The organism is Streptomyces sp. H27-H5, from assembly GCF_026627505.1.
Lineage (GTDB): Bacteria > Actinomycetota > Actinomycetes > Streptomycetales > Streptomycetaceae > Streptomyces.
This window is the reverse complement of the sequence record NZ_JAPNLK010000083.1, coordinates 22,652-35,560: the sequence shown is the minus strand read 5'-3', so window position 1 is coordinate 35,560 and position 12,909 is coordinate 22,652. Positions and strand designations below refer to the sequence as shown.

The 12,909-nt window shown below is 71.3% G+C and carries 12 protein-coding genes and 1 pseudogene; 8 read left to right on the top strand and 5 right to left on the bottom strand.

Annotated features, from left to right (window positions below):
• The first annotated feature begins 357 nt into the window (after positions 1 to 357).
• The 6 genes from OTB19_RS31850 to OTB19_RS31825 all read left to right on the top strand — a co-directional run bounded on the left by OTB19_RS31850 (position 358) and on the right by OTB19_RS31825 (position 6,524).
• Positions 358 to 2,004: an ABC-F family ATP-binding cassette domain-containing protein gene (locus OTB19_RS31850; protein WP_267802150.1), complete on the top strand. Its 1,647-nt coding sequence runs from the start codon at positions 358 to 360 to the stop codon at positions 2,002 to 2,004.
• 852 nt (positions 2,005 to 2,856) lie between these two features.
• A complete protein-coding gene (locus OTB19_RS31845) occupies positions 2,857 to 3,828 on the top strand; it encodes an acyl-ACP desaturase (protein WP_267802149.1) in 972 nt (323 codons plus the stop codon).
• A 72-nt stretch (positions 3,829 to 3,900) separates the two neighbouring features.
• Positions 3,901 to 4,200 carry a hypothetical protein gene (locus OTB19_RS31840; RefSeq protein WP_267802148.1) on the top strand — a complete coding sequence of 100 codons (300 nt, stop codon included), beginning with the start codon at positions 3,901 to 3,903 and terminating at the stop codon, positions 4,198 to 4,200.
• Positions 4,193 to 5,323, top strand: a complete 1,131-nt coding sequence (locus tag OTB19_RS31835; RefSeq protein WP_267802147.1) for a putative T7SS-secreted protein — start codon at positions 4,193 to 4,195, stop codon at positions 5,321 to 5,323. Before OTB19_RS31840 ends, OTB19_RS31835 begins: the two co-directional genes overlap by 8 nt.
• Positions 5,320 to 5,940, top strand: coding sequence for a hypothetical protein (locus OTB19_RS31830; protein WP_267802146.1), 621 nt, complete (start codon positions 5,320 to 5,322; stop codon positions 5,938 to 5,940). Before OTB19_RS31835 ends, OTB19_RS31830 begins: the two co-directional genes overlap by 4 nt.
• A complete protein-coding gene (locus tag OTB19_RS31825) occupies positions 5,940 to 6,524 on the top strand; it encodes a hypothetical protein (RefSeq protein ID WP_267802145.1) in 585 nt (194 codons plus the stop codon). Before OTB19_RS31830 ends, OTB19_RS31825 begins: the two co-directional genes overlap by 1 nt.
• Here OTB19_RS31825 and OTB19_RS31820 read toward each other — a convergent pair whose 3' ends face one another.
• From OTB19_RS31820 to ligD, 3 genes and pseudogenes are all read right to left on the bottom strand, one after another.
• Entirely contained in the window at positions 6,525 to 6,782 is a 258-nt protein-coding gene (locus OTB19_RS31820) for a WhiB family transcriptional regulator (RefSeq protein WP_267802144.1), read from the bottom strand.
• A 71-nt stretch (positions 6,783 to 6,853) separates the two neighbouring features.
• A pseudogene (locus OTB19_RS31815) lies at positions 6,854 to 7,048 on the bottom strand (hypothetical protein); the annotation flags it as partial.
• A gap of 225 nt (positions 7,049 to 7,273) precedes the next feature.
• Positions 7,274 to 8,293, bottom strand: a complete 1,020-nt coding sequence (gene ligD, locus OTB19_RS31810; RefSeq protein WP_267802143.1) for a non-homologous end-joining DNA ligase — start codon at positions 8,291 to 8,293, stop codon at positions 7,274 to 7,276.
• Positions 8,294 to 8,368: 75 nt separating this feature from the next.
• Between ligD and OTB19_RS31805 the strand changes: the two genes are divergently transcribed.
• Positions 8,369 to 9,466: an ATP-dependent DNA ligase gene (locus tag OTB19_RS31805; protein ID WP_267802142.1), complete on the top strand. Its 1,098-nt coding sequence runs from the start codon at positions 8,369 to 8,371 to the stop codon at positions 9,464 to 9,466.
• Between the two features lie 45 nt (positions 9,467 to 9,511).
• Here OTB19_RS31805 and OTB19_RS31800 read toward each other — a convergent pair whose 3' ends face one another.
• A complete protein-coding gene (locus OTB19_RS31800; RefSeq protein WP_267802141.1) occupies positions 9,512 to 10,903 on the bottom strand; it encodes an NAD(P)/FAD-dependent oxidoreductase in 1,392 nt (463 codons plus the stop codon).
• A gap of 258 nt (positions 10,904 to 11,161) precedes the next feature.
• Complete coding sequence (locus tag OTB19_RS31795; RefSeq protein ID WP_267802140.1) at positions 11,162 to 12,169, bottom strand: NAD(P)/FAD-dependent oxidoreductase; 1,008 nt, start codon at positions 12,167 to 12,169, stop codon at positions 11,162 to 11,164.
• A gap of 210 nt (positions 12,170 to 12,379) precedes the next feature.
• Here OTB19_RS31795 and OTB19_RS31790 point away from each other — a divergent pair, with 210 nt between their 5' ends.
• The gene (locus OTB19_RS31790) at positions 12,380 to 12,886 is read left to right on the top strand and encodes a nucleotide triphosphate diphosphatase NUDT15 (RefSeq protein ID WP_267802139.1); all 507 of its coding nucleotides are present in this window, start codon (positions 12,380 to 12,382) and stop codon (positions 12,884 to 12,886) included.
• The last annotated feature ends 23 nt before the right edge of the window (positions 12,887 to 12,909 follow it).

The window sequence follows — 12,909 nt, the reverse complement described above, 5'->3', positions numbered from 1 at the left end:
TCGCCCTCAACCTGATCCGACTCCACGCCTGGTGGAACGGCCACCCCATCGACCGGACCAGAACCACCCACCTCGCCCGCCTCGAACTCGCCCTGACAGCCTGACCGAATTAACCATCAGGGTCGGCTCCGGCCATCCGTAGCTTCGTGTACGCCCCATTGCCGTCGAAACGGAGCAGGACGTTGCTCTTCTGAGGTCCGAGACACCGACCACCGTCACCCCCGGTCACCGCCGCCATCGCCGTCACCGCTCTCCTCACGAGACCCCGTGACCGTCGTGCCCCCGTGACCGACCGTCCCGACCTGTCGGCTGTCTCCCCCGCGTTGCATTCGATCACCACGCAACCTGGAGGCCTCCATGAGCCCTACCCCTGCCTTTCTGACCTGCACCGACCTGTCCTTCGCCTGGCCCGACGGGACCCCGGTCCTCGATGACTTCCAGCTGACCGTCGGCCCCGGTCGAACCGGTCTGACCGGAGTCAACGGCTGCGGAAAATCGACGCTGTTGAAACTCTTCGCCGGTCAACTCCAGCCGGCGGAGGGTCGATTGTCCGTCGCCGGTACCGTCGGCCACCTCCCGCAGGACGTCACACTGGACCTCGCCCTGCGCGTGGACGAGGAACTCGGCATCCGCGAGACCCGCACCGCGCTGCACGCCATCGAGGCGGGTCAGGCGACCGAGGAGAACTTCACCGCCGTCGGCGACGACTGGGACGTCGAGGAGCGGGCCCTCGCGACCCTCGACCAACTCGGCCTCGGTCGGATCGGACTCGACCGGACCGTGGGCGAGCTGTCGGGAGGCGAGTGCGTCCTGCTGCGACTGGCGGCCCTGCTGCTGGCCCGCCCGGACGTCCTGCTGCTCGACGAACCCACCAACAACCTGGACCTGCACGCCCGCCGCCGCCTCTACGCGGCGGTGGAGTCCTGGTCGGGGGTGATGGTCCTGGTCAGCCACGACCGGGAACTGCTGGAGCGGGTCGATCAGATCGCCGACCTGCGCGACGGGGAAGTCCGTTGGTACGGAGGGAACTTCACCGAGTACGAGGAACTCCTCGCCGCCGAGCAGGAGGCGGCCGAGCGGATGGTCCGGGTCGCGGAAGCCGACGTCCAGCGCCAGAAGCGCGAACTGTCCGAAGCCCAGATGAAGTTGGCCCGGCGCAAGCGCTACGGACAGAAGATGTACGACACCAAGCGCGAGCCGAAGATCATCATGAACGCACGCAAGCGCGCCGCCCAGGAATCGGCGGGCAAGCACCACATCATGCACGCCGAGAAACTGGCGGGCGCCCGCGAACGGTTGGACCAGGCCGCGGAGGCGGTCCGGGACGACGACGAGACCCGGATCAAACTGCCCGCGACACAGGTGCCGCCGGGCCGGCGCGTGCTGACCCTGAGCGACCTGCGGCTCGTCCACGGGGCATCGGTACCGGGCGAATGGGAGCTGCGTGGACCGGAACGGATCGCGCTCGTCGGCGGCAACGGGTCCGGCAAGACCACCCTGTTGCGGACGATCGTCGGACAGGTGGCGCCGGTGTCGGGGGAAGCGTTGACGCACGTGCCGACGCGTTTCCTGCCGCAGCGGCTGGACGCGGAGGTACTGGACGACGAGCGCTCGGTGGTGGAGAACGTGGCGCGGTTCGCCCCGCACGCCACGAACAACCTGATCCGGGCACGCCTCGCGCACTTCCTGTTCCGGGGCGCCCGGGCGGACCGAGCGGCCGGCACCCTGTCGGGCGGCGAACGGTTCCGCGCGGCCTTGGCGGCCCTGCTGCTGGCCGAGCCGGCACCGCAGTTGCTGATGCTGGACGAGCCGACCAACAACCTCGACCTGGCGAGCGTGCGGCAACTCACGGACGCCCTGGCGTCCTACGAGGGCGCGCTGCTGGTGGCCTCGCACGACGTGCCGTTCCTGGAGTCGATCGGCATCACGCGCTGGCTGCTGCTCGACGGCGCGTTGCGACCGACGACGGCCGAGGAGGTCAGGGAGTCCCTGTGGCCCACCTGACGGGGGACTTCGGGGTCGGTGGCTTCGGCGACCGGGGCGACCTCGGCGACTTCGTGACCGTGCCGGCGCGGCCCTGAGGCGGCTGGTCCCGAGGTACCGATCCCGGGGCCGCCGCGTCCCGACGTGGCGGACCCGGGATCGGCGGTCTCTCGCCCGGCCCGCCATTCCGTTCAGCCCCACCGCCCCCTCGGGGCCGGCCCGCACTGCACGCACGCGATGCGCCGAAGCGGACCGGCCCGCCCCTCGACGACCCGAGGGCCGACGTGGCTCGACGACCCGGCGCGGTTTCCCGATTCACACATGAACCGGTTCCACAACGGCTCCGCCCGGGGCGGAGCCGGCCCGACCGCACCCTCACCCCCAGACCCCGGCACCGGCGGTACGGGAGAACGGCTCGACCCCGATCCCGACCACCACCCGAGGCGACCGCAATCCGCGAAGCCCCCACCGGGCCCGGGCGAACGCTCGCGCCTCCACACCGGTCCACACGGGTCCACGCGGTTCCACCCGGGCACACCGGCACCGCACGAGTACCGCACGAGGGCCGACGCGTACCCACCCAGCCCACAAGCCCCCCGGCAGCGTCCGAAACGACCTCCCTCAGGGCGGGGGCGTGCGCCGCGCACGCACCTTCGAGGTCAATCCGGAGGGGCCGAGCCACCGGGTGGCGTGATTTGCCTCCCCCATTTCGCCCCTCAAAGGCCCCTCCGACACCCCTCAGAACTGCATAGATAACGGGACGCAATCGGACATATAGCCGCATGGGGCTTGGCTGGCCTTGATGTCGCGCTTAACCTACGACTCCGTAGGCTACGGAACCGTAGGTAATTCGCTGTCCCCCCAGGAGCACCCGTGACAATCACCTCTCCCCACCTCGGCAGCTCGGAGGCGTGGACGGACGCCAAGTTGCTGTTCGCGCTGGAAGAGGTGGTCGAAAAGGAGCTCAACCGCCACCTGAAGGCCACCAAGGACTGGATGCCCCACGACTACGTTCCGTGGAGCGACGGCCGGAACTTCCCCGCCTTCTTCGAAGACGGCGAGGCGTGGGATCCCGAGCAGTCCAAGGTCACCGACATCGGCAAGATCGCCCTCGTCGTCAACCTGCTGACCGAGGACAACCTCCCCAGCTACCACCACGAGATCGCGTCGCTTTTCGGCCGCAACGGCGCCTGGGGCACCTGGGTGCACCGCTGGACCGCCGAGGAGGGTCGCCACGGCATCGTGATGCGCGACTACCTGCTGGCCTCGCGCGCCGTGGACCCGGACAAGCTCGAAGCATTCCGGATGCAGCACATGTCCGAGGGCTTCGAGTCCGACAACCGGCACTCGATGCTGCACTCCGTGGCGTACGTCGCATTCCAGGAGCTCGCGACCCGCATCTCCCACCGCAACACCGGCCACCAGTCCGGTGACCCGATCTGCGACCGGATGCTGGCCCGCATCGCGCAGGACGAGAACCTGCACATGATCTTCTACCGCAACCTGCTGGGCGCCGCCTTCGAGCTGGCCCCGGACCTGACCATGCAGGCCGTGCGGGACGTCGTGGTCGGCTTCCGGATGCCCGGACACGGGATGCCCGGCTTCGAGCGGATGGCCGCGCAGATGGCGATCGGCGGGGTCTACAACCTGCGGATCCACCACGACGACGTACTGAGCCCCGTGATCCGATTCCTGAAGATCATGGACATCGACGGTCTCGGCCCCGAGGGACAGAAGGCGCAGGAGGAGCTCGGGCTCTTCATGGGCGGTCTGGACAGCGAGGCCAGCAAGTTCGACGAGCGCCTGGCCGCACGCGCGGCGCGCATCGCGGCCCGCAAGGGCTGACCGATTTCCGCTCGCTCGCGCGAGTGATGCCGATTGCCCTGGCAGAGCACCGCTCTGCCAGGGTTTCGCGTCATGACCTTCCTCCAGGTGGAAATCGACCAGCTGACCCGTCTGACCCGGGCGCTGGACTCCTCACTGGTCTCCCTGCGGGAGGCGCGCAAGGCGCTGGACCACGTCCGCGCCGACCAACTGGGCACCCGCGACCTCGACGCCGCCTGCGACGACTTCCAGGAGAAGTGGGCCCACGGCACGCGTGAGCTGACCAAACGCGTGAAGAATGTACGGACGGGCGTGGACCGCAGCGCCGCCGAGTACGCGGAGCTGGACAAGGCCATCCGTGACGCCTTCCGCCAGGCCGCGGCCCGTGGCTGACCACCCCGCGCTGGGCTTCGACCCCGCCCCCGGACACCCGGCCTCCGTCGTCGCCCTGGCCAAGAAGCTCACCACCTCCGCGACCTCCCTCGGGGAAGCCGGCCGGGTCGTCGGAGCCCTCGTCTCGCACAGCGCGAGCTGGCAGGGCGAAGCCGCCACCGCCTTCCGCGCCTCCCTGTCGAGCGAACTCCCCCGCTACCTCAACGCGGCCCACACCTCCCTGACGGACGCCGCCCGGCAGCTCAACGCCTGGCACGAAACCCTGGTGTCCCACCGCGCCCTGGCCGCCCGCTACGAATCCCAGGCCGCCGCCGCCACGACCGACGAGGCCCTCGCCGACGCCCGCCGCCTGGCCCACGAACTCGCCTCCGACCACACGGCTTCGGCCCGCGCCATCGCCAAGACCCTGAACTCGGCAGCCGCGAAACTGGCCCCGAAGGAACCGGGCATGCTCGCGTCACTCTGGAACAAGATCACAGAAGACCCGGGCGACGCCTTGTCCAACGCGTCGGCCATCCTGGGCGCCGTGGGCGCGGGCGTGGCCCTGTTCTGTCCGCCGGCCGGCCTCGCCGTGATGCTCGTCGCCGGTGGTCTCTCACTGGCCGCCCTCGGAACGCACCTCGCGGACCCGAAGTTCCGCAAACCCCTGACCGACGGCGTCACCAAGGGCGAGTTCGACGCGGACTTCTGGAAGAGCAGCGTGACGCTGCTGGGCGACAGCCTGGGCGCGGTACCGGGCGTGGCCGCCGTGGCGACCGGCGCCAAGGCCGGCACGGTCGCCGCCCGCGCCGCGATGGCCGTCCCCGAAGCCAGCGCCCTCTCCGGCCTCTCCCCGGGCGCAGGCACGTTCGCCCGCACCACCTGGACGGCGGCCGAGGATCTCCGGCAGGTGGAGAACCCCCTCTCCACCTGGGCCCTGCGCTCGTCGACTCCCGAGGTCAGGGAGCGGGTCGGCGTCGGTGTGGCAGCGGTGGGTGCGGCGACCGCGACCGTTGGCTACACGACCGACAACGAGACGGTCGAGCAGGGTTCCACCGCCGTCGACGGCGCCCGGGCCGCGATCGAGGACGGTCCCTCCGCAGCCGCCAAGTCGGCCCACTTCTGGACGGCGATCAGGACATGACGAGCGACAGCGACATGCCTCCCCTGTGGTTCCGGCTGCCTCCCGGCTTCCACGACATCGGGCCCGGCGACCGGACCGCGCTCGACGCCATGGCGGTCGCCCTGAACAGTCCCGATGCGCGGAGGCAACTCGGGCAGCTGACGGATGGTCTGCGTGAACTGGCCGATCACCAGGTGGTGCACACTGCCATCGGTCTGCATCCGGACGAGGCCAACGGGGTCGCCACGTCCCTGTTCTCCCTGACCGCGAGGCCGTCTCCGGATTCCCATCCGCGACTGAACGTGGCACGGGCCGCACTCGCGATCACTCGATCTGGCGTGTGGAGCGATTCGACCAGCCGAGCCGTCGATCTCCCCTCGTCGCTCCCCTGCTGTCTGATCAGCGGCACCATCACGTTGCCCGAAACGGGGCAGGAGATGTTTCAAGCGAGAGTGGCGACAGCCCACGCGTGCGCGCCGCACGTCCTCGTCTTGGACCTCACCAGCGCGGCGACCCACTACGCCGAGGCATACGGCGACATCCTCGAAGCGATCGCCCACACCCTCACCTTCGCGGACCCCACACCGAGCAGTTCGAGTGGACCGCGGACTTCACGCATCCAGGAGGTGCTCTCGTGATGCCTCTGCTGACGAAGGTCGCATGGGACCACCCGCCCACTGCCACCGGCTACAGGCGGCTGGTGACACGACGAACCAAGTGGGCTGCTTTGTTGGGCAGCTCGATGCTCGTCTCCATCGTGTGTCTCTGGTTCGGGCTGATCCCGCAGGCGAGGCTCGCGTTCATCGTCGTCATCGTGGTCGTGCTGCCCTACGTCCCCGTGGTGCTCATCGCCTACTTCCGGCGCCACCGCGTCGTCGCGGTACTTCGCTCCTATCCATGGCGCGAGCACGCTTGCTCGTATGCACCCCGTGCCACCGGCATTCAGGCGACCATCAGGATCCCGTTCTCGGAAACGTACACATCCGCCTACCGGCTCATCCCGTTCCCCCTGGATCTGGCCACCATCGAGAACGATCATCCGGATCGGATCTGGTTCGCGGGCGACCCCCGTTTCGGTGGGGTCGTGTCTCCCGTCGGCGGCCACTACCCGGTCCGGGCCGTACCCGCCAAGGTGCCGGCCGAGGGTTGGCACGGTGGGGATGACGTGCTGGCTTCGCGGGTGGGGTTGCGGCGGCGGAGTGGGAAGGGGACGCAGACCTGATCAGTGGCGGGGGCGGAGGGCGAGGCGTTCGGATTCCGAGAGGCCGCCCCAGACTCCGAAGCGTTCATCGTTCGCCAGGGCGTACTCCAGGCACGCGAGGCGCCCCTCGCACGCCCCGCACAGCCGCTTCGCGTCGCGCAGCGAGGAGCCCGGCTCCGGGAAGAAGAAGCCCGGGCCCGTCTGGGCGCACAGGGCGAGTTCGTACCAGGCGGGGGCGGCTACTGCGGTGGTCGGCCGTTCACTCGTGTTCATCGACATGCCGCCGATACTCATCGCCGCCGATGGACGTCCGATCAACGCCTGATCAACACCGCTGTCACGCGCACGATCTACGGGTGGTCGTGCACCCACCGCGCCAACGCGGCGAAGTCCCGGTCGGTCAGCCCCGTACGGGGGTCGACGCGGTGCAGCAGGGTCGGGGCCGGGTGGTGTGCGGCCACCCACGCCCGGTCCGCGGGGGTGATCTCGTCGTCGACCCAGAGGAACGGGCGTCCGGCCGCCCATCGCATCAGGGTGCGGGTCCGGGATGAGGGGGCCGTCGACGTCGAGGAAGAGCAGGGCGCGCCGCGTGGTCCCGGTCATCGTCGTACCGTATCCGGCGGTACCGGGCCGAGCGGTAAATCCGCGCGCCTGCCCGGCTCGGTCGCTCCTCGTGCCTGCGCGGCTCGGCCCGACCCCGGCTGGGCCAGTCCCCGGCTCGTCCCGTCCCCGCCTCGTCCCGTCCCCGGCTGGTCCCGTTCCCGGCTCGGTCAGTCCTCGTGCTTGGCGCGGCTCGGTTGGACGCGCTTGGGCTCGCCCGGCATCTTCGGGTAGTCGGGCGGGTAGGGCATGTCGCCCATCCCGTGCTCGTGTTCCTGCCGGTCCGCGAGTTCGAGTACGGCGTCCAGCACGAAGGCGTGCTCGTCCATGTCGGCGTGGAGGTCGCCGAGTTCGGCGAAGCGCGCCGGCATGGTGACGATGTCGAAGTCGCGCGGCTCCGCGTCGTCCACCTCGTCCCAGCGCAGCGGGGCCGAGACCGGGGCGTGCGGGCGCGGGCGGACGGAGTACGCGGAGGCGATCGTCCGGTCGCGGGCGGTCTGGTTGTAGTCGACGAAGATCCGCTCGCCCCGCTCCTCCTTCCACCAGGCCGTGGTGACCTTGCCCGGCATCCGTCGCTCCAGTTCCCGGCCCAGCGCGATGGCGCAGCGCCGGACCTCCGTGAACGTCCAGCGCGGTGCGATCGGTACGAAGACGTGCAGCCCGCGCCCGCCCGAGGTCTTCGGCCAGCCCCGCAGGCCCAGTTCCTCGAGCAGTGCGCGCAACTCGTGGGCGGCGGCCACCGCATGGTGGTAGTCGGTGCCCGGTTGCGGGTCCAGGTCGATGCGCAGTTCGTCCGGCCGGTCGGTGTCCTCTCGGCGCACCGGCCAGGGGTGGAAGGTGAGGCAGCCCAGGTTGGCGGCCCACAGGACGGCGGCCGGCTCGGTCGGGCAGATCTCGTCGGCCGTACGGCCGCTGGGGAAGGCGATGTGGGCCGTCGGGATCCAGTCGGGCAGGTTCTTCGGGGCCCGCTTCTGGAAGAAGGACTCGCCGTCCACACCGTCCGGGAACCGCTCCAGCGTGGTGGGGCGGTCGCGCAGGGCGCGGGTGATCCCGGGCGCGACGGCGAGGTAGTACTCGGCGACGTCCCGCTTGGTGAGGCCGCGCTCCGGAAAGTAGACCTTGTCGGGGCTGGACAGCCGGACCGTCCGCCCTCCCGCTTCCAACTCGATGGCATTGCCCGCAGCACCCATGTGCGCCACGTTAGGTGGGCCCGGCCGGGCGCGCATACCGGGCGGGTCCGGACGTACCACCGCAGAATCGAAGACATGGATCTGCCGGTGATGCCCCCTGTGAAGCCGATGCTCGCCAAGTCCGTGGCCAAGATCCCGCCCGGCATGCAGTACGAGGCCAAATGGGACGGCTTCCGGGCGATCGTGCACCGTGACGGTGACGAGGTCGAGATCGGCAGCCGCACCGGGAAGAGCCTGACCAGGTACTTCCCCGAGCTGGTGACGGCTCTGAGGGAGAACCTGCCGGAGCGCTGCGTCGTGGACGGCGAGATCGTGATCATCCACGACGCGCGGCTCGACTTCGACCGACTCACGGAGCGGATCCATCCGGCCGCGTCCCGCGTGAAACTCCTCGCGGAAACCACCCCGGCCGGCTTCATCGCCTTCGATCTGCTCGCGCTCGACGACCGGGCCCTCCTGGACACCCCGCTCTCCGAACGCCGCGAGACCCTCGCCCACGCCCTTTCCACCGCTCGGCCCCCCGTCCACCTCGCGCCCGCGACCACCGACCTCGCACAGGCGCAGGAGTGGTTCGAGCTGTTCGAGGGCGCCGGGCTCGACGGGGTGATCGCCAAACCCCTCGATCTCCCCTACCGGCCGGACGCCCGACTCATGTTCAAGATCAAGCACGAGCGTACGGCCGACGTCGTCCTCGCGGGTTTTCGTTTCCACAAGAGCGGTCCGATTGTCGGATCGCTGCTCCTGGGCCTGTACGACGACCACGGCGCCCTCCAACACGTCGGCGTGTGCGCCGCCTTCCCCATGAAGCGTCGCGCCGAGCTGATCGACGAACTCGAACCGCTGCGCATGCCGGACCCCGCCGGCCACCCCTGGGCGGCGTGGGCCGAGGAGTCCGCGCACGAGAGCGCCCGGTTGCCCGGGGCGCAGAGCCGGTGGACCGGCAAGAAGGACCTGTCCTGGGTGCCGCTGCGCCCGGAGCGCGTCTGCGAGGTCAAGTACGACCACATGGAGGGCGACCGGTTCCGGCACACCGCGCAGTTCCGCCGCTGGCGGCCGGACCGGACCCCGCAGAGCTGCACGTACGCCCAGTTGGAGGAGGTCGTACGCTACGACCTCGCCGAGGTGCTCGGAACAGGAACGCCCCGTGCGGGGAACGGAACGGGCCAGGGCTAGCGCGCAGGCGCTCGCCCCACCGTCACCTCACCCTCACCCTCACCCTCACCCCGCCGTCAGCTTCTCCCATGCGGCGCGATCCGGTCCGACCTCGCTCGGCGCGTAGTCCGGTCGTTCCGCGAGCCAGCGCGCCACCCGCGCCCTGATCTCCGGGTCCGCGTAAGCCCGTTCCGGCGGATCGGCCAGGTGGCGCACGCGGGCCCGCGCCCGCATCACCTCCGGGTCCTCCAGAGCGCAGTCGAACAGTGCGGCCACCTCGCGCGCCGTCCCCGTACGACCCGCTCTGGTCGCGAACCGCTCCCCGATGGCCGCGTCGGCCACGACCTGGAAGTCAAACCACGGCTTCAGCGTCCGAAGCGCCCAGGCGTGGTAGTCGGCGGCGAACCGGTGCGAGCCCGGGTCCTGGTGCGCCGTGCGCGCCACCCGGCTCGCGGCCCACAGGGCGAGCGAGGTCCCCTGGCCCAGGGTCGGGTTGGTGTGGGTGATGGCGTCCCCGACGGGCACCAGCCCGCTCACCACCGGCCCCTGCTCGTCGGCGGGCGCGGACCAGCGGTTGTCCAGGCTCGCGGCGGCCATGACGTCGGACAGCGGTTCGCCTCCCAGGCCCAGCCACGCGGCGCCGGGAGGGAAGGCGCGCGCGGCGGCCTCGAACACCTCGGGATCGCGCAGCGCGGCGCGCGTGGGGTCCCCCGTGTGCACGAACAGCGTGACGGCGAAGACCCTGTTGTCGGCGGGGAACACCGCGCACCCGGCGAACGCGCCGCCGGTGACCGCCCAGGGGCGGCGCGGGCCTTCGTCCATGCCGTCGGGCAGCCGGTACCAGCGGCAGAAGTACGCCAACCCGGTGCGGTGCCGCTCCACCGGGACGGGTCGGCAGCCCGCCTCGGCCAGGAAGCGTTCGACGCCGCCCCGCCGCCCGCCCGCGTCGACCACGAGGTCCCCGGAGAACGTCCCGGTCGGCGCGGTCAGCCCCGTGACCCGGATGCCCTCGGGCCCGGCCACCGTGGTCAGCCCGGTGACCGGCTCCCCGTGCCGTGCGACCACCCCGGTCTCGGCGCGCAGGGCGGTGGCCAGCGCGCTCTCCAGGACGATGCGCCGGGCCTGGAGCATGACGAGGTCCTCGTCGCCGGGGCGGGTGGGCGGGCGGGCGTCGAACCAGTCGAGCTCGTGCCGTTCACGGGCCCCGAGCCGCAGCATCTCCGCGTGGACATCGGGCAGTTCGACGCGCAGTACGTTCCGGGCGGCGCCGAGCAGCGCGTGTGGTTGGGTGGCCTGCGGGACGGACGGGCGGCGCCAGCCGAAGAAGTCCCGGTCGAGCGCGGTACCGGGGGCCCGGGCGTCCCGTTCGAAGAGTTCCACGGTGTGGCCGCGCCGGGCGGCGAGCAGCGCGGTCGCCTGCCCTCCGATACCTCCGCCGATGATCAGGACATGTGCCATTGCGCCCCCCTGAGCCAAGGAACCGTACGACGATCACACGGATCAGAGCCTGCACGGCCGGCAGGTGTCCGAAACCCGCACACATGTCCCCATCGCATCGCACGACCGCGTGAACGAGCGGGACAGGGTACGAGCGGAACAAGTACGAGAGGCACAGGCGCGAGAGGCACGGGCGCGAGCGGAACAGGTGCGGGCGGCACAGGCGAGCGGAGGAGAAGGGCGCCCGGGACGGTCGTGGCCCCCACGGCGGCGACAGGGTCAGCCGGCGTCGCTCCGCCCGGCCCGCAGCGCACGGCGGGTCTCCTCCTCGATCAGGTCGGTGTTGATGGCGACGGCCGCCCGTACCCCTTGCGCGGCGGCGCCCGCCACCTGCTCCATCGGGGCCGTGACATTGCCCGCCGCCCACACCCCGGGCAGCGCCGTCGCCCCGGTCTGCGGATCCGAGTCCACACAGGTGCCGATGACCCGGCCGTCCCGCTCGATCGTGGCCGTCGGCAGCCCCAGGCCGGTCAACACCCCGGATCGGGCGGTGAATCGCGGGGCCACCACCAGCGCCCGACAGGCCACCGACCGGCCGTCCGCCAGCACGACTGCGGCGAGCCGGTCGTCCGTACCCACGTCCAGGCCCGTCACCTCGCCCTCGACCACCTCGACCCCCCGGGCAGCGAGGAGCTCGCGCTCGTCCGGCCCCGGTGTCCAGGTGTGGGTCAGCAGCGTCACCCGGTCGCTCCACTGGCGCCAGAGCCCCGCCTGGTGCGCGGCGAGCGGCCCGGTGGCCAGCACGGCGAGGGGCTGGTCCCGCACCTCCCAGCCGTGGCAGTACGGGCAGTGCAGCACGTCCCGCCCCCAACGCTCCCGGAGCCCCGGCACGGCCGGCAGTTCGTCCAGCAGCCCGGTCGCGACGAGGAGTCGGCCCGCCCGTACGGCCGAACCGTCCCCGCACCGGAGCAGGAATCCCCCGCCGGGTACACGGTCGGCGGCGACGACCGTACCGGCGGCCCCGGACCGGATGCGGGCCCCGTACCCGAGCACCTCCGCCCGCCCGCGGGCCAACAGGTCGGCAGGGCTCGTACCGTCGTGACCGAGGTACCCGTGCAGGTGCGCGGCGGGGGCGTTGCGCGGGCTGCCGGAGTCGAGCACCAGCACCGAACGCCGGGCCCTGGCCAGGGTCAGCGCCCCGGCGAGCCCGGCGGCCCCGCCACCCACCACCACGACGTCCACGACATCCGCGTCGTCCACCACACCGAGCCCACCCGTCGCACTCATCGCATCCGTCACACCGTTTGCATCCGTCGCACCGATCGCATCCGTCGAACCAGTCGTTTCCACCACGCCCACCATGCCCACCACACCCATCGCATTCAATCCACCCGCCACGCCCGCCGCGGGGACTCGCGCCCGTCCGTGGCGGGTCCCGAGCGTCACCCCGACGCGTCCCGCTTGACAAATGTTCTTGCCGAATCGGCAAATGGACCCATGGCCCCCGCACCCGCCGCGCCCACCGGCCCCGCGTCATCCCCCGAGCCCTGGGTACGCGCCGCTCCGCGGCCGAACGCCGTCGTCGGCGTCGGGCTCGTCGTGGTCGACGCCGACGGCCGGGTCCTGCTCGGCATGGCCCACGACGGCCGCTGGGAACTGCCCGGCGGCAAGGTGGACGCCGGGGAGGGCTTCGAACAGGCCGCGGCCCGGGAACTCGCCGAGGAGACCGGCCTGCGCGCGGAACCCGAGGACATCGACGTCCTGGCCGTCCACATCGACTCCGCCTCAGGCCTGACGCGACTGACCGCGGCCGCCGTCACCCACACCGCCGAAGGCACACCGGCGGTCACCGAGCCCGACAAGATCGCCCGATGGGCCTGGTTCGCCCCCACCGAGATCCCGACGCACCTCTACGTCCCCTCGGTGACGGTCCTGCGCACCTGCCTCCCCGAAGCACGTCACCTGCCCGACGTCTCGACGTACGACTACGCGACGCACGACTAAGCCGTCTCTGTCGGATCTCCTGC

Coding starts and splice junctions, on each gene's coding strand:
- OTB19_RS31790 (WP_267802139.1), top strand. CDS start 12,380: ATGGCCCCCGCACCCGCCGCGCCCACCGGCCCCGCGTCATCCCCCGAG.
- OTB19_RS31800 (WP_267802141.1), bottom strand. CDS start 10,903: ATGGCACATGTCCTGATCATCGGCGGAGGTATCGGAGGGCAGGCGACC.
- OTB19_RS31825 (WP_267802145.1), top strand. CDS start 5,940: ATGCCTCTGCTGACGAAGGTCGCATGGGACCACCCGCCCACTGCCACC.
- OTB19_RS31805 (WP_267802142.1), top strand. CDS start 8,369: ATGGATCTGCCGGTGATGCCCCCTGTGAAGCCGATGCTCGCCAAGTCC.
- OTB19_RS31795 (WP_267802140.1), bottom strand. CDS start 12,169: ATGAGTGCGACGGGTGGGCTCGGTGTGGTGGACGACGCGGATGTCGTG.
- ligD (WP_267802143.1), bottom strand. CDS start 8,293: ATGGGTGCTGCGGGCAATGCCATCGAGTTGGAAGCGGGAGGGCGGACG.
- OTB19_RS31820 (WP_267802144.1), bottom strand. CDS start 6,782: ATGTCGATGAACACGAGTGAACGGCCGACCACCGCAGTAGCCGCCCCC.
- OTB19_RS31850 (WP_267802150.1), top strand. CDS start 358: ATGAGCCCTACCCCTGCCTTTCTGACCTGCACCGACCTGTCCTTCGCC.
- OTB19_RS31840 (WP_267802148.1), top strand. CDS start 3,901: ATGACCTTCCTCCAGGTGGAAATCGACCAGCTGACCCGTCTGACCCGG.
- OTB19_RS31830 (WP_267802146.1), top strand. CDS start 5,320: ATGACGAGCGACAGCGACATGCCTCCCCTGTGGTTCCGGCTGCCTCCC.